The organism is Ornithinicoccus hortensis, assembly GCF_006716185.1.
Lineage (GTDB): Bacteria > Actinomycetota > Actinomycetes > Actinomycetales > Dermatophilaceae > Ornithinicoccus > Ornithinicoccus hortensis.
Genome location: NZ_VFOP01000001.1, coordinates 263,737 through 279,181, shown reverse-complemented (window position 1 = coordinate 279,181; position 15,445 = coordinate 263,737). Strand labels below are relative to the sequence as shown.

Below are 15,445 nucleotides of genomic sequence, written 5' to 3'. Positions count from 1 at the left end.
CATAGGAGCGTCCCGATAATCCTGCAGCCCCCGTCGCCCGACTGCAGCGCCGGGTTAGGCGGGGCGGCGCAGCCGGCGGATCGCGACCTCGGCCAGCCAGGCGGCGGCGTCGGGGACCACCGAGTCGTCGAAGGCGGCGATGGGGGAGTGGTTGTCCGGGGCGTGCTGGTAGTCCTCGTCGGGGCAGGCGCCGATGAAGAAGTAGGCGCCGGGGACCCGCTCCATCACGAACGACATGTCCTCGGCACCCATCTCCGGCAGCGGCCGCTCGGTGAAGCGGTCCTCCCCGAACAGGTCGATGACGGTCTCCAGGCCCAGCGCGTACTCGGCGTCGTCGTTGATCGTGGCCGGGTAGCCCTCGCTGAAGGTGACCTCGGCGGTCAGGCCGTGCGCCGCCGCGACCCCGGCGGCGACCCGCCGGATGGAGGTCATCGCGGTCTCCCGGTTCTCCGGGGTGAAGGTGCGCAGCGTGGCCGCGATCTCCCCGGTGTCCGGGATGATGTTGTCCTTGGTCCCGGCGGTGACCCGGCCCACGGTGAGGACGACGGAGTCGAAGGAGTCGAAGGTCCGGGTGACCATCGACTGCAGCGCCAGGACGATCTCGCAGGTCGCCGGCACGGGGTCCAGCGCCCGGTGCGGCTGCGAGCCGTGGCCGCCGGCGCCGGTGACCGTGATGCCGACGGTGTCGGCCGCGGCCATCATCTCCCGGGGTCGGGCGAACCACTGCCCCAGCGGGTACTCCGAGGACGACACGTGCAGCGCGAAGGCCGCGTCGACCGGCCGCCCGGACACGCTGAGCAGGCCCTCCTCGATCATCGGCTCGGCACCCCCCGGTCCCTCCTCCGCGGGCTGGAACATGAAGACGACGTCGCCGGCCACCTGGTCGCGCATCCGGGACAGGATCCGCGCGGCACCGACCAGGCCGGCCGTATGCAGGTCGTGCCCGCAGGCGTGCATCTTCCCCTCGTGGCGGGACCGGTAGGGCACGTCCACCAGCTCGGTCACCGGCAGCCCGTCCATGTCGCCGCGCAACAGCACGGTGGGGCCCTCGCCGCGGGGCACGGCGGTACCGCGGAGGACCGCCGTGACGGAGGACAGCCCGGTGCCGGTGTGGACCTCCAGGTCCAGCCCCTCCAGCTCGGCCAGGACCCGCTCCTGGGTGAGCGGCAGGTGCAGCCCCAGCTCGGGGATCTGGTGCAGGTCGCGGCGCAGCGCGATGAGGTCGGGGCCCAGCTCGCGGGCGAGGTCGAGGGTGCTCATGGTCCCTATTCTCCCGACCGTGCCTACGCTAGGGCGCCAGGGGTGGACCGATCCGAGGAGGAGCAGCCGTGAGCACGACCCGACCCCCGCTGCCCGGGCCGGCCGACGACGCGCAGGTGCCGGCATTCACCCGGTCCCTCGGTCTCCCCGGCCTGGCCGACATCCACGTGCACTTCCTGCCCGAACGGATGCTGACCAAGGTGTGGCAGGTCTTCGACGCGCGCGGGTGGGAGCGGGCCGGGGACTGGCCGATCCACTACCGCACCAGCGAGGCGGAGCGGCTGGCCACGGTCCGGGCGCTCGGGCTGCGGGGCATCCCGTCGCTGACCTACGCGCACAAACCGGGGATGGCGGCCTGGCTCAACGACTGGTGCACCGACTTCGCCTCCCGGGTGCCGGACGCGGTGCACTCGGGGACGTTCTATCCCGAGCCGGAGGCGGCGGACTACGTGCCCGCGGCCCTGGAGCGGGGGGCCCGGCTGTTCAAGGCCCACGTCCAGGTCGGTGCCTTCGAGCCGAACGATCCGCTGCTGGACCCGGTCTGGTCGGTGCTGCAGGACGCGGGTACCCCGGTCGTGCTGCACGCCGGGTCGGGGCCGCACGGCGGTGCGCACACCGGCCCGGGGCCGGTCGGCAGGTTGCTGCGGCGCTTCCCCCGGCTTCCCCTGGTGATCGCGCACCTGGGGATGCCGGAGTACCGCGAGTTCGCCGACCTCGCTCACCGCTACGAGCACGTCCACCTGGACACCACGATGGCCGGCACCGACTACGTGGAGGCGCACGTGCCGCTGCCCCCGGACTTCCGGCCGGTGCTGCGGGACCTCGGCGAGAAGGTGGTGCTCGGGGCGGACTTCCCGAACATCCCCTACCCCTACGCCCACCAGCTGCAGGCGCTCGCCCGGCTGGACCTCGGCGAGGACTGGTTGCGTGGCGTCCTGTGGCGCAACGGGGCACGACTCATGGGGCTAGAGTCGGGCTGACGTCGTCACACCGATCGCATCTCCCGAGGGGCCAGCGTGAGCAACGAAGAGACAGACCAGCCGCGTTCCGACCAACAGTCCGGACAGCCGCCGCACCAGCCATGGGGGAGCCCGGGTTCGGGTGCACCGGGTCCCCAGCAGGGTTCTGGCGCGGGGCAGTCGGGGGCGCCGACGGGTTCCTGGCCGTCCGCCCCGGGCGGCGGCGCTCCCTATGGGGGTGGCCAGCAGCAGGGCTCCGGCCAGCATGGCTCCGGCCAGCAGGGCTCCGGCCAGCAGGGGTCGGGTCAGCACGGGCCCGGCCCGGTGCCGCCCCGGCCCCAGGGCCAGGGTGACCGTCCAGGCTGGGGCCAGCAGCCGGCATACGGGCAGGGCGCCCAGGGCCGCCACCCGGGGCAGACCGGTCCGCAGTCGGGCCAGCAGGGTCAGTCCGGTCAGCCGGGGCAGTCCGGCCCGGCGGGTCAGAGCGGGCAGCCGGGCGGGTACGGCGCCGCGGCGGGCAGCGCGCCCCAGACCGGGTCCGGCACCGACAACGGCACCCTGGTGCGCATCGTGTTGCACGCGCTGGCGCTGCTGCTGGTGGTGCTGGGCATCTCGATCCCGATGGACGACATGGGCACCCTGTGGGGCGACAGCGCGGCCTGGGCGGCGTTCGCCGTGGTCGCTGCCATCGCGCAGGGAGCCGCCTTCTTCACCAAGCCGGCCCTCGGGGGCAACGGCTGGTTCATCGGGGCGGCCGGCGCCGCCGGGCTGCTGCTGTTCTGGACGCTGCTGATGCTGCCGATGATCCAGACCAACATGGCGTTCATGGTCACCGTCGGCACGGCCTGCGCCGCCGTCGCGGTCGCGCTCAGCCCCGACCGGAGGCTGTGAGGCCGCGTGCCGTCCTTGAAGCATCCCGGGGTGGTGATCGCCTCGGCCGTGCTGCTCCTGCTGGCGCTGGGGCTGCCCTGGTCGGCCTCCACCCTGCAACACATCCCCGGGTGGTACAGCCCCGGCTTCTGCACGCCGAACTTCTACTCCGGCACGGTCGACTGCACCGCCGGCTACTTCTCGCCGGGGATGACCCTGGGCTCCGGCGAGGCCCACGGTGTGCACGTGGTCGCCCGGGTCTTCCTGGTCGGGGCCCTGGTGCTGATCGGGTGCGCCCTCCGGCTCCGGCAGCCGGTGTGGTTGTCCGTGGCCGGCGGTGCGGTCCTGCTGGGCATCCTGCTCACCGGCCTAGCGGCGCAGGGCGGGCAGCTGGCCGCCCTGGCCGGTGCCGCGCTGTTGCTGTATGCCGGGCTGGCCGACCGTGAGCGTGCCCCTCGGGCGGACGGTCGAGTCCTGCCTTGAGCCAGCGGGCGCGGGTGGGGTCGCGGGCGGGCGCCGCGTGGGCGGCGGTCCTGCTCCTGCTGCTGTCGCTGGGCTTGCCGTGGACCTCGCCGTCCCAGGAGTTCCGGCCCGGCACCGGGCCGAGTTGCATCGCCGACCTGTCCGGCGAGGGCGGCCTGATCTGTGACTACATGTCGATCGGCGGCGGCACGGTGTGGGTGTCCGGGGCCAGCGGAGCGCAGACCCCGTCCCGGTTCTTCCTGGTGCTGGCCATCGTGGTGGTCCTGTGGGCCCTGGCCTCGGGGCGCACCGCCGTGACGTCCGTGGCGGCCGGGCTCGTCCTGGCCGCCGTCGCCCTCGGCCTGCCGGCGGTGCTCAGCGGCCAGGTGGTGGCCCTCCTGGCCGGCGCGGTGCTGCTGCTCGGCCGGGGCCCCTCGGGGTCGTGGGGCAGGGCAGCGGCGCGCGGGCCCTCCGCCGCGCAGGGTCGGCCCGGCGGCTGAACCCGGGGGTCAGGCCGGCCGCCCGAGCTGGGCGAGCAGGCGGGTCGACGGCGGCGCGCCGGCAGGGGTGGCCAGGGCAGGTGCGAACCGCACCGGCCGGTCACCCGGCTGCACCAGCAGCGGCAGGTAGGCGAGCAGGTCCGACGCGAGCGGCTCGGGCAGCGGGTGGTCGGCGCCGCAGGCCCTGGCCAGGTCGTCCCCGTGCACGGTGATCTCCAGCGCCCCCGCGGCCACCAGCACCCCGGCCCGCAGGGGTGACCCGGCGACCGTGATGAGTCGCTCGCCCCGGTGGGCCATCCAGGCCGTGAGGAGGCCGCAGGCCCGGTCGCGGATGGCCGCCACGAGTCCGGTCGCGGTGCGGGGCGCGGCTCCGTCGGCGGGCTCGGGGCCGTCCGGGGCCAGCGCGACCTCCCGGACCCGGCCCGCCTGCTCGATGACGCGCAGGGAGTCGTCCATGTGCACCAGCAGGTCGGTCAGGTCCCACCCGGCGCAGGGGGTCGGTGCCCGCGGGTCCGTCCCGGGCACGGCGGCCAGGGACCCCCGGGTGTAGTTCACGGCGCGCTCGAGCAGACCCAGTTCCGGCAGCGCCGGGAACGGGTCGGGCTGGGCGGTCACGGGGCCGGGACGCCGGTGAACGGTGCGGTGTCGGCGGGGAGGGCCGGCGGCAGGCCGAAGGTGGCGAACAGGTCCTCGTCGAAGAACGCACCGACGTGCGCGACCTTGTCCCCCTCCAGGGCCAGCACCTGCAGGTGGAACGGGGTGTAGCTGCCGTCCGGCCCGCGCATGTAGAGGCCGAACGCGGGCTGGCCGTTGGCCGAGGTGGGGACCATGACCATCATCCGGGCGGTGCCCGGGCACTGGGTGTCGATCAGCGTGCCGATCGTCCGCGCCCCCTGATACCACCCCGGGAACGGCGGCATCTCCCACACCGCCTGGTCGGTGAACATGCCGACCAGCCCCTCGATGTCCTTCTCCCAGAAGGCCTGCACGTAGCGCTCGAGCAGGGCGTTCTGCTCCGGGGTCAGCGTGCCGCTGGCGCCGTCCCGGGTCAGCTCGGCTTTGCGGACGGTCTCCCGGGCACGCTGCAGGGCGCTGTTGACGGCGGCGGTGCTGGTGCCGACGGCCTCGGCGACCTCGGCCGCCTTCCAGCGCAGCACGTCGCGCAGCACCAGCGCGGCCCGCTGGCGGGGCGGCAGGTGCTGCAGGGCCGCGACGAAGGCGAGCCGGATGCCCTCCTGGGCCTCGGCGGCACCCTCGGGGGAGGAGGCCACCAGGGCGTCCGGGACCGGCGAGAGCCAGGGCACCTCGCCCTCCGCGTGCACCGGCTCGGACGGGTCGGCCGACGGCTGGCCGAGCCCCGTGGGCAGTGGCCGCCGGGCCTGTCCCTCCAGCGAGGTCAGGCATACGTTGGTGGCGATCCGGTGCAGCCAGGTGCGCATCGAGGCGCGCTCCTCGAAGGCGTGGTAGCCCCGCCACGCCCGCAGGAAGGTCTCCTGCACCAGGTCCTCGGCCTCGTGGACCGACCCGGACATCCGGTAGCAGTGGGCGAACAGTTCCCGGCGGTACTGCTCCGCCCGGGCGGTGAAGTCCCCGCGTCCCTCCCCGTCCGCGTCGGGGGTGGCGGTCTGCTGCCGTTGCTCTGCACTGCTGGGGGTGCTCATCCGGATCCCTTTCGCCTGCACCGAGTATGCCGTGCGGTCGGTCCCGTCGCCGCCCGTCCTAGCATGTTGACCGTCCGGTCCGACGGAACTCATCGGTCCCGTCCGGGTCGGGTGGTCGTCCTTGCAGCAGGGCAGGGGGCCGAGCGGACAACCGAAGGGTCGACCAGCGTGCTGTTCCTGTTCAGCGTGACCGCCATCGTCTTCAACACGATCCTGCTGGGCTTCGTGACTCGCCGGCTGCTCGGGGTGCCGGTGGGTTGGCCCCGCACCATCCTGGTCAGCGGCTCCGTCTTCGCGGCGATGGGCGGGGTCAGCCGCCGGGTCCTGGAGCACCTGGGCATCGACGTCGGCGACGACGCGGCGCTGGCCGCCCTCGACCCGGTCGTGGCCGTCGCCGTGCCGACGCTGCTGGTGGCCTGGTCGGTGGCGGTGGGCATCGGGATCCTGGTGATCCTGGAGGCGATGGTCCCGACCGGGACCCTGCCGCGGCCCCTGGCGCTCCTGCGGGACCTGCCCGCCCGCCACCGCCGGGCCCGGCGCTACACCGCGATCGTGGCCATCGCCGTGCGGCACGGGTTGGGCGGCTTCCTGCGCTCGCGACCGCATACCGACCTCGGCGCCGACGCGCCCCGGGTCGCCCGGTCGCTCCGGCTGGCGATGACGGAGGCGGGGGTCACCTTCATCAAGCTGGGACAGATGTTGTCCACCCGGCCCGACCTGGTCGGTGACGCCTTCGCCTCCGAGCTCGGCCGGCTCACCTCCGACGTCGCGCCCCAGCCGTGGGCCACGGTCGAGCAGACGCTGCGCGCCGAGCTGGGGGCCGACCCGGCCGAGGTGTTCGGGCAGATCGACCACGAGCCGCTGGCGGCCGCCTCCGTCGGGCAGGTGCACGCGGCCCGGCTGCGCGACGGGTCACCGGTGGTGGTGAAGGTGCAACGCACCGACGCCCGTGCCCAGGTCACCGCCGACATGGACATCATCACCCGGCTGGCCACCTGGCTGGAGCGGACCACCGACTGGGGCAGCCGGTTGGGGGTGCGCGGCCTGGCCGACGGCTTCGCGGCCAACCTGGAGGAGGAGCTGGACTACCGGGTGGAGGCGGCCAACATGGACGCCATCGCCGCCGCGTCCGGGGGCGGCGGGACCGTGCCGGTGCGGGTGCCGACGGTGTATGCGGAGCTGTCCGGGCCGCGCGTCCTGGTGATGGAGCGGATGGCCGGGCGGGAGCTGTCCCGGGCCGGTGAGCTGCTGGCCGGGTTCCCGCCCGAGCGGCGCGCCGAGATGGCGCGGACCCTGCTCGGCGCCGTGCTCCGCCAAGTCCTCGACGAGGGCGTCTTCCACGCCGACCTGCACGCGGGCAACGTCTTCGTGGACGACGACGGCACGCTCGGCCTGTTGGACTTCGGCTCGGTCGGACGGCTGGACAGCGCCGGCCGCAGCGGCCTGACCCGGTTGATCCTGGCGGTGGACCGGCAGGACTCGGTCGGCGCGACGGACGCCCTGCTCGGGGTGCTCGACCGGCCCGCCGGGCTCGACGACCGCGCCGTCGAGCGCGAGCTCGGCGGCCTGATCGGCCGCTACGGCCACGGCCTCGGCGGCGCCGGGTCGGCCGGGCTGTTCGGGGACCTGATGGGGCTGGTCGTCCGGCACGGGTTCGCGGTGCCCCCGGCGGTGGCCGCGGCCTTCCGGTCCCTCGGCGCGTTGGAAGGGACGCTGCGCACCCTGGACCCGCAGTTGGACCTGATGGATGCGGCCCGCGACGCCGGCCGGGACCTGGCCGGGGAACGGCTCCAGCCGGACCGGTTGAAGGCAGACCTGGCCGAACAGCTGACGCACCTGCTCCCGGTGCTGCAACGGATCCCGAGGAGGCTCGACGCGCTGGCCGACGCCGCCCAGCGGGGCGAGCTCTCGGTCAACGTCCGGGTCCTCGCCGACGAGCGGGACCGGTCCTTCGTGTCGGGCCTGGTGCAGCAGCTGACGGTCACCCTGCTGGCGGCGGCGGCCGCCATCGGCGGCATCCTGCTCGTCCTGGCGGCCGACCGGGGGCCGGAGGTCAGCGAGGGCGTCGCCCTCTACCCGTTGCTGGGTGCCACGCTGTTCCTGTTCGCCTTCGTGCTGGCGGCACGGGCGCTCGCGGTCGCGTTCACCCACCACGCGCGGACCTACTGGGGAGCCAGGCGCTGACCACGTGGCGCTGACCACCCGTGGCCAGCGCACGGCATACCGGGGATCCTCGGGTCGGCGGGACCCGGGGTCAGGTCCGGGTCAGAGGACCCGTCCGTAGCCGCTGACGCCGGACCAGATCTTGCGCTTCTGCACCGGCAGGCCGGGCTTGCCCGAGTCGTAGACGTAGCCGTTGCCGGCGTAGATGCCGACGTGGTAGCTGCCCCAGAAGACCAGGTCGCCCTTCTGCGGCGAGCTGACCGGGGTGGCCTTGGCCTTCTGCGCCGCCACGGTGCGGGGCAGCGTGTAGCCCAGCTGGCCGTAGACGTACTGGGTGTAGCCGGAGCAGTCGAAGCCGGCCGGGGTGTTGCCGCCGTACTTGTACATGATGCCGAAGTACTTGCGGCCCTCGGTGAGCACCGTCTCGCCGGTGACGCCGGTGGACGGCGGGGTGGCGGAGGTCAGCCACTCGGACACGTAGCGCTGCTCGGCGATCTTGATCCACCCGTTGCCGGTGCGGTAGCCGGTGATCTTCGCGCCGACCCGGTAGGTCCCCAGGGCCGCGTAGTTGGTGCCGGGGCCCTTGCGCAGCTTGGCGGGCTTCGTGACGTAACGGGTGATCTTGCCGTCCGGGGTCATCTCCTCGGCCGCCAGCGGGCTGGTGGCCGGCGTTACCGCGGCGACCGAGGCGCCCGCGGCCGGCGCTGCGGGCGCGGCCGTCGCCGGCGCGGTGGCCAGCAGGGGCACCGCCACGGCGGCGGCGAGCAGGGAGGTGGACAGGCGGGAGCGGTTGCGGGTCATCACTGATCCAAGGGTCGGGAGCAACAAGGGGGCTTGCGCCAGGGGCTAGCGCCCGTCGAGTGAAACCCGGTTTGAGTGGACCGCGCAAGTCCCAAAGGTGTTCTGCCACAGGGCCTGCTGCGGGAGTGTTGCACGAGAACCGTGTGAGATGAGTCACGAAATTCTTGTGATTCAGCAGGTCGGCAGGGTGCCGCCGGCCGCCCAGCGGGAAACTTCCGGAAATGTCAGGATGAGACCCATGAGCGACCCCACCACCCTCGTCATCCTCGGCGCCTCCGGTGACCTCACCAGCCGCCTCCTGCTGCCCGGGCTGGCCAGCCTGCTGGCGGTCGAACCGGACCGCCGCGTGCACGTGGTCGGCGTCGACCGGGCCGAGCTGGACGACGCCGGGTGGCGGGCCAAGGTGACCGAGGCCTTCACCGGGGCCGGGGTGCCCGAGGACGCCGCGGCGGAGGTCGCGGCCGACGCCCGCTACGTCCAGGCCGACCTGTTGGAGCAGGAGCAGCTCGCCGGGCTGCTCGACGGGCTGGGCGGGCCGTTGGTGCTGTACTTCGCGCTGCCGCCCCAGGTCTCGCAGAAGGTGTGCGGCCTGCTCGAACGGCTCGAGCTGCCGGAGGACACCCGGCTGGCCCTGGAGAAGCCGTTCGGGCACGAGCTGGAGTCCGCCCAGGAGCTGAACGTCCAGCTGCTGAAGCTGGTCCCCGAGGACCGGATCCACCGGGTCGACCACTTCCTGGGGGTCAACACGATCCTGAACCTGATCGGTATCCGGTTCGCCAACCGGCTGCTCCAGCCGATGTGGTCCGCGGAGCACATCGAGCGGGTCGTCATCTCCTACGACGAGACGCTGGCGCTGGAGGGCCGGGCCGGCTACTACGACGGCGCGGGCGCCCTGGTCGACATGATCCAGTCCCACCTGCTGCAGATCCTCGCCTTCTTCGCGATGGAGGCGCCGGCCTCGCTGGACGAGGTCGAGGTCCGGTCGGTGAAGGCGCAGGTCCTCCGGGCGACCCGGGTGTGGGGGGAGGACCCCACCACCGCGTCGCGGCGGGCACGGTATACGGCCGGGCGCAGCGAGGACCGCGACGTGCCCAGCTACGTCGACGAGGAGGGCGTCGACCCGGCCAACGACACCGAGACCCTCGCCGAGGTCGTCCTCGAGGTCGCGAACGCCCGCTGGGCGGGGGTGCCCTTCGTGCTCCGCAGCGGCAAGGCGCTGCGCGAGCCGGCCAAGCAGGTCGTGGTCACCTTCCGGCCCCCGCGGCACGTCCCCACCGGGCTCAAGGACTGCACCGAGCCGGACCAGCTGATCCTGGAGCTCAAGCCCGGGGCGGTGGACGTGGTGCTGTCGATGAACGCCGAGGGCGACCCGTTCGAGCTGGAGCAGAAGGTGATCCGGGCCGAGCTGGGCAAGTCGCGGATGCTGCCCTACGGCGAGGTGCTCGCCGGCATCCTCGACGGCGACCCGCTGCTGTCGATCCGCGGCGACGTCGCCGAGGACTGCTGGCGGATCGTCGACCCGGTCCTCGCGGCCTGGCGCGCGGGGTCCGTGCCGATGCAGGACTACCCGGCCGGGTCCGACGGCCCCGACGGCTGGGGCGTGGTCCCGCCCCGGAGCTGACGCGGTCGGCGGCGGTGCCGGAACTCCGCGTCAGTCCGTCGCGGCGTCCGGGAGAATCGGCACCTCCGTCCGCGCACCGTCCGACCCGAGGGCCTCGATCCGCTGGGCCGGCCCGTCGGTCATGAAGGGTCGCAGTCCGTCCAGGGGCAGGCCGGCGGTCTGCGTCACCGGGAGCAGGGTCCGCGGCCGACCGTCGACGGCGATCTCCTCGGTCCCCTCCGGGAGCCACCCGATGACGACGTCGCCTCCCTCATCCGGCAGCTGAATGGCCCAGGGGCCCTCCGGGGTCTCCCGCGGGCCGCTGGCCACGACCGAGGTCCCCGTCCAGGCCCACCACCCGCCACCGCCCTCGGCCCGGACCAGTTGGGGAGGTGAGGACCACGCCGGGGTGGGGGTGGGGGTGCCGCTTCCGGCGCGGCCCCCGGGGTCGGCCCCGCCCTCGGCGACCGGGGTGACCACCACGTCGGCCGAGACCCACTGCAGCGACCAGATCTCGCCGGCCCGCCAGAGGACGGCCGCGGGAGGTTGGTCGTCCGGGTACGGCGACCGGGCCACCGCGGCGAGCACGGTCCCGTCCTCGTCCCTGACGGGCGTGAGGTCCTCCACCGGGTCGCCGCCCGGGAGCACCGCGAGGTCGGCATCGGCCGGGACGATGGCGATGGCGGAGGCCTGGCCCGGTATCGGGAGGAGTTGGGCCCCCCAGGTCCGCACGTCCTCCCCCGGGTCCCGGGACCCGTGCAGCACGACTGGGCCCCCCGGCTCCTGGGTCAGCACACTCACGCCGACACCCGAGGCCGACGGGCCGCCCGCGTCGGGGCCTGACGGCACCAGGCATCCGTCCGTGGTGCGGATGACCCAGACGTGCACCCCGTCCTCGGCGACCCAGTCGAGGAGCGCGAGGTCGGTGACCGAGGAGGCGACCCCGGTGCGGCTCCCCGGTCCTGCCGGATCGTCGCCCCCCGCGATGAACTCCGGGCAGGCCGCGGTGGTCCCGGGCGCGGCGGGCAGGGCGTCCTGCAGTGTGTCGGGGAGCAGGCCGGCGGCCCAGAAGGTGGTCCCGGCGACCAGGACCCCCGCGGCCGCGCACCCTGCGGCGGTCGTGACCCGGCGGCGCCGCCGGTGGCGGCGGGCGCGGCCCAGCGCCGCCTGTCCGTCCAGGGGCGCCATCGGCGGTGGGGGGTCCAGCAGCAACTGGTCGTGCAGCCAGCTCTCCTCGTCGCTCGTCATCGGGCCACCTCCACTTCCGTGTCGTCGTTGTCCGTGTCGTCGTTGTCCGTGTCGTCCTGGTCCGCGTCCTGCTGGTCCGGGTCGCCATCGGTCAGGAGCTCGCGCAGCCGAGTTCGTCCGCGGGACGCAGCGCTCTTCACCGCGCCCACGGAGATCCGCAGCTCGCGGGCGACCTGTTCCTCGGAGAGGTCGCAGACGTGCCGCAGCACGACGACGGCCCGCTGCCGGGTGGGCAGCTGCTGGAGGGCGGCCACGACCGCGCCTCGTTCGGTCACCTGCTGCGCGGGGTCGGGGAGCGCCTGGCCGCCGGCCACCCCGGATGTCCGATGCCAGGGCAGCAGCGCCGCCCGTCCCCGTCGGCGGGCGGCGTCACGGGACAGGTTGACCATGGTCCGTCGGACGTAGGCCACCTCCTCGCCCCGGTGCAGGGCGGCCCAGCGTGGGTAGACCCGGGTCAGCGCCTCCTGCACCAGGTCGCGGGCCAGCTCGGGGTCGGAGGTGAGGTACCAGCCGAACCGGAGCAGCGCGGCACTCTCCCGGTCGACGAAGACCGCGAACCGTGCGTCGGCGTCGCTGCTCACCGACCGAGCCTGTCACTGCCCTGCATACCTGATCCACGTCCAGGCCGGCCGAAAGGTTGCCTGGGCGGCCCGACCGACCGTCGCAGTCGGGCGGCGTCAGCCCCGCGGACCGACGCCCGCGGTCGGCGGCCTCAGTCGCCGGTGGCCGCGGGGTCGCTGCCCAGCACGGCCTCCGCGTGCTTGCCGCGCCGGCCGAACAGGCCACGGCGTGCGCCGCCCGCGGCGCGCCGGTCCGCCCGGCGCTCCTTCGCGCCCTCGACCAGCCGGTAGAGGACCGGGACCAGCAGCAGGGTCAGCGCGGTGGAGCTGATCAGCCCGCCGATCACGACCAGGGCCAGCGGCTGGGAGATGAACGCTCCGCCGCCGGTGAGCGCCAGCGCCATCGGTGTGAGCGCACCGATGGTGGCCAGCGCGGTCATCACGATCGGCCGGAACCGGTGCCGGGCGCCCTCGATCAGCGCCTCGTGCACGCTCAGGCCGCGGTTGCGGTACTGGTTGACCAGGTCGATGAGCACGATCGCGTTGGTCACCACGATGCCGATGAGCATCAGCATGCCGATCAGCGCGGAGACGTCCAGGGCGGTGTCGGTGACCAGCAGCATCAACAGCGAACCGGTCGCGGCGAACGGTACCGAGACCATCAGCAGCAGCGGCTGGAGCATCGAGTTGAAGGTCGCCACCATCACCAGGTAGACGATCGCGATGGCGGCCAGCAGGGCCAGGCCGAGGCTGGCGAAGGCCTCGTTCTGGTCCGCTGTCACGCCGCCGATCTCCACCTGCACGCCGTCGGGCAGGTCCAGCCCGTCCAACCGTTCCTGCAGGTCGGCGCTCACCGCACCGAGGTCCGCGGCGTCCGGGGTGCCGGTGACCGTCGCTGCCCGGATCCCGTCGATCCGGGTCACCCGGACGGGTTGGTCGACCTCCTCCAGGTCGGCCACGTCGCCGAGCAGCACCGGGCCCTGCTCGCCGCCACCGACCGGCAGCGACTCCAGCTCATCGACGGTGGCGGGGCGCTCACCCTGGTGCACGACGACGGTGACGTCGGAGCCCTCCAGCTCGACCTGCCCCACGATGCTGCCGTTCGTCGCGGCCGCGACGACCTGCCCGACCGCGGCCTCGGTGAGGCCGGCCTGCCCGGCGGCCGAGCGGTCCACCGTCACCTGCAGCGAGGGCACGGTGTCCGTGAGGTTGTTGGTGACGTCGCCAGCACCGACGTCCTCCATCACGGTCACCACTTCCTCGGCGGTGGCCGCCAGGTCCTCCTGGTCGAGCCCGGTCACGATCACCTCGAGCTCGGTGGCGCCGGGGGCCCCGGCGGCGGAGGCGACCGTGACGGTGGCGTCGTCAGGGACCGGTGCCTGCTCGGTGAGGGCGTCGCCGAAGACGTCGCCGTCCGTGCCCTCGACGAGGGTGATCGCGATCGAGGCGCTGTTGCTGCCGCTGCCCAGGAAGACCGCCTCGATGCCGCCGCTGGAACCGACCGTGGCCTGGTAGGCCTCCACGTCCGGGCGCTGGGAGAGCCATTCCTCGATGTCGGTGGTCGCCGCGTCGGTCTCCTCCAGCGTGGCCCCGGACGGTAGCTTCACGGTGGCGGTCACCGAGTTGCCACCTGCGCTGCCGATGAAGTTCGTCTTGAGTTGGCCGGCCGCCAGGCCGGTGCCGACCAGGATCAGCACGGCGAGCAGGAGCGACCAGACGGGCCGGCCGATGGCTGCCTTCAGGACGGGGAGGTAGGCGCGCTGCAACCGGTCGGGGGCGTCCCACTCGTGGGTGAGGGACGCGCTCGCGGGCGTGTCGGCATACCCCTCCTCGGCGGAGCCGTGCTCGGTGGCGCGCTCGTCGGCGCCGCGGCCCAGGAACCAGTAGCCCAGCACCGGGACGATGGTCAGCGACACCAGCAGGGAGGCGCCCATCGCGATGGCCACGGTGAGGGCGAACGGGCTGAACAGCTCGCCTACCTGACCCCCGACGAAGATCATCGGTAGGAAGACGGCCACGGTGCAGACGGTCGCGGAGGTGATCGCGCCGGCGACCTCGCGCACTGCGCGCACCACGGAGGTCAGCCGGTCCTCGCCGAGCCGGGCGTGGCGCTTGATGTTCTCGATGACCACGATCGAGTCGTCGACGACGCGGCCGATCGAGATGGTCAGCGCGCCGAGGGTGAGCAGGTTGAGGCTGTAGCCGGCCGCCTGCAGCCCGATCAGCGCGATCAGCAGCGAAAGCGGGATGCTCACCGCGGTGACCAGGGTGAGCCGCACCGACAGCAGGAAGACCAGCACGATCAGGATCGCGAAGCCCAGGCCGAGCAGGCCCTCGTGGGTCAGGTCGTCCACCGACTGCTCGATGAACGGCGCCTGGTCGAAGATCACCGTCATCTCACCGCCCACCGCCGTCTCGAGGTCGGGCAGCAGCTCCTGCACCTCGTGGGAGATCTGGACCGCGTTGCCGTCCGGCTTCTTGGTGATGGAGAGCCCGATGCTCTCGGTGCCGTTGGTGCGGGTATATGCCGTCGCCTCCGGCGTCTCCAGGCTCACCTGCGCCACGTCGGCCAGGGTCGCGCCGCCGGCCCCGGGCAGCGGGAGCGAGCGCAGCTCGTCGACGTCCTGCAACCGGGCGCCGACCGAGACGGCGAGTTCCTGCTCCCCGTTGCTCACGGTGCCGGCCGGCACGACCACGCCGTTGGCCTGGAGCAGCTGGCCGATCTCGGCGGCGCTGACCCCGGCCTCGGTGGCCGCCGCCTGGTCCAGGTCGATCCGGACCTCCTTGTCCTGGACGCCGGTGAGCTGCACCTCGCGCACGCCGTCGACGTCCTCCAAGTCCGGGATGACGACGGTGCGCAGCCGGTCCACCAGGTCGTCCCGGTCGGTGCCGCCGGTCGCCGACATCTGGATGATCGGGAAGTCGTCGATGCTGCCGGCGAAGATCGCCGGGTCGGCACCCTCGGGCAGGCCCTGCAGGCCGAGCACCGCCCGTTGCAGGTCGGTCTGCGTCGCCCCCATGTCGGTGCCGTAGTCGAGCTCGACCAGCACCGCGGAGAAGCCCTCGCTGGACTGGGACTGCACCTCCACGACCCCGTCCAGCCCCTGGGCGGCCACCTCGATGGGGTCGCTGACCCGCTCCTCCATCACCTCGGCGCTGGCGCCCTGCACCCCGGTGGCCACGGCGAGGATCGGGAACTCCAGGGAGGGGAACAGCTCGCGCGGCAGGGAGGTCATCGCGTGGGTCCCGGCCAGCACGGTGAAGATCGTGGCCAGCGCGATCAGTGCGCGGTTGCGGACGCTGAACAGGGTGAGCTTGCTCATCGGGTGGTCCTCGGTCGATCGGCGGCAGTTGGACAGCG

13 protein-coding genes are annotated in these 15,445 nt (G+C 73.5%); 6 read left to right on the top strand and 7 right to left on the bottom strand.

Annotated features, from left to right (window positions below):
* Positions 1-54 precede the first annotated feature (54 nt).
* Positions 55-1,260: a M20 metallopeptidase family protein gene (locus FB467_RS01210; RefSeq protein ID WP_141783466.1), complete on the bottom strand. Its 1,206-nt coding sequence runs from the start codon at positions 1,258-1,260 to the stop codon at positions 55-57.
* Positions 1,261-1,328: 68 nt separating this feature from the next.
* Between FB467_RS01210 and FB467_RS01205 the strand changes: the two genes are divergently transcribed.
* The 4 genes from FB467_RS01205 (at position 1,329) to FB467_RS01190 (ending at position 4,051) form a co-directional block, all read left to right on the top strand.
* Positions 1,329-2,240, top strand: coding sequence for an amidohydrolase family protein (locus FB467_RS01205; protein ID WP_141783465.1), 912 nt, complete (start codon positions 1,329-1,331; stop codon positions 2,238-2,240).
* 303 nt (positions 2,241-2,543) lie between these two features.
* Positions 2,544-3,110, top strand: coding sequence for a hypothetical protein (locus tag FB467_RS01200; RefSeq protein ID WP_141783464.1), 567 nt, complete (start codon positions 2,544-2,546; stop codon positions 3,108-3,110).
* A 6-nt stretch (positions 3,111-3,116) separates the two neighbouring features.
* Positions 3,117-3,572, top strand: a complete 456-nt coding sequence (locus FB467_RS01195) for a hypothetical protein (protein WP_141783463.1) — start codon at positions 3,117-3,119, stop codon at positions 3,570-3,572.
* On the top strand, positions 3,569-4,051 hold the full coding sequence (locus tag FB467_RS01190; RefSeq protein ID WP_141783462.1) for a hypothetical protein: 483 nt from the start codon (positions 3,569-3,571) through the stop codon (positions 4,049-4,051). Before FB467_RS01195 ends, FB467_RS01190 begins: the two co-directional genes overlap by 4 nt.
* A 9-nt stretch (positions 4,052-4,060) precedes the next feature.
* Here the strand turns inward: FB467_RS01190 and FB467_RS01185 are convergent, their stop codons facing one another.
* Both FB467_RS01185 and FB467_RS01180 read right to left on the bottom strand, forming a co-directional pair.
* Complete coding sequence (locus FB467_RS01185; protein ID WP_141783461.1) at positions 4,061-4,666, bottom strand: TIGR03086 family metal-binding protein; 606 nt, start codon at positions 4,664-4,666, stop codon at positions 4,061-4,063.
* A complete protein-coding gene (locus FB467_RS01180) occupies positions 4,663-5,712 on the bottom strand; it encodes a sigma-70 family RNA polymerase sigma factor (protein WP_141783460.1) in 1,050 nt (349 codons plus the stop codon). Before FB467_RS01180 ends, FB467_RS01185 begins: the two co-directional genes overlap by 4 nt.
* Positions 5,713-5,880: 168 nt before the next feature.
* Here FB467_RS01180 and FB467_RS01175 point away from each other — a divergent pair, with 168 nt between their 5' ends.
* On the top strand, positions 5,881-7,896 hold the full coding sequence (locus FB467_RS01175; protein WP_211350519.1) for an ABC1 kinase family protein: 2,016 nt from the start codon (positions 5,881-5,883) through the stop codon (positions 7,894-7,896).
* Positions 7,897-7,977: 81 nt separating this feature from the next.
* On the opposite strand, the gene FB467_RS01170 is transcribed toward FB467_RS01175, so the two are convergent.
* Positions 7,978-8,676, bottom strand: a complete 699-nt coding sequence (locus tag FB467_RS01170) for a C40 family peptidase (protein ID WP_211350518.1) — start codon at positions 8,674-8,676, stop codon at positions 7,978-7,980.
* Between the two features lie 238 nt (positions 8,677-8,914).
* Here FB467_RS01170 and FB467_RS01165 point away from each other — a divergent pair, with 238 nt between their 5' ends.
* Positions 8,915-10,297: a glucose-6-phosphate dehydrogenase gene (locus FB467_RS01165; protein ID WP_141783458.1), complete on the top strand. Its 1,383-nt coding sequence runs from the start codon at positions 8,915-8,917 to the stop codon at positions 10,295-10,297.
* Positions 10,298-10,327: 30 nt separating this feature from the next.
* On the opposite strand, the gene FB467_RS01160 is transcribed toward FB467_RS01165, so the two are convergent.
* The 3 genes from FB467_RS01160 to FB467_RS01150 form a co-directional block, all read right to left on the bottom strand.
* Positions 10,328-11,524, bottom strand: coding sequence for a hypothetical protein (locus FB467_RS01160; protein WP_141783457.1), 1,197 nt, complete (start codon positions 11,522-11,524; stop codon positions 10,328-10,330).
* On the bottom strand, positions 11,521-12,105 hold the full coding sequence (locus FB467_RS01155; RefSeq protein ID WP_141783456.1) for a SigE family RNA polymerase sigma factor: 585 nt from the start codon (positions 12,103-12,105) through the stop codon (positions 11,521-11,523). Before FB467_RS01155 ends, FB467_RS01160 begins: the two co-directional genes overlap by 4 nt.
* A 131-nt stretch (positions 12,106-12,236) precedes the next feature.
* A complete protein-coding gene (locus FB467_RS01150) occupies positions 12,237-15,407 on the bottom strand; it encodes an efflux RND transporter permease subunit (protein WP_141783455.1) in 3,171 nt (1,056 codons plus the stop codon).
* Positions 15,408-15,445 lie beyond the last annotated feature (38 nt).

Coding starts and splice junctions, on each gene's coding strand:
- FB467_RS01210 (WP_141783466.1), bottom strand. CDS start 1,260: ATGAGCACCCTCGACCTCGCCCGCGAGCTGGGCCCCGACCTCATCGCG.
- FB467_RS01180 (WP_141783460.1), bottom strand. CDS start 5,712: ATGAGCACCCCCAGCAGTGCAGAGCAACGGCAGCAGACCGCCACCCCC.
- FB467_RS01170 (WP_211350518.1), bottom strand. CDS start 8,676: ATGACCCGCAACCGCTCCCGCCTGTCCACCTCCCTGCTCGCCGCCGCC.
- FB467_RS01165 (WP_141783458.1), top strand. CDS start 8,915: ATGAGCGACCCCACCACCCTCGTCATCCTCGGCGCCTCCGGTGACCTC.
- FB467_RS01160 (WP_141783457.1), bottom strand. CDS start 11,524: ATGACGAGCGACGAGGAGAGCTGGCTGCACGACCAGTTGCTGCTGGAC.
- FB467_RS01150 (WP_141783455.1), bottom strand. CDS start 15,407: ATGAGCAAGCTCACCCTGTTCAGCGTCCGCAACCGCGCACTGATCGCG.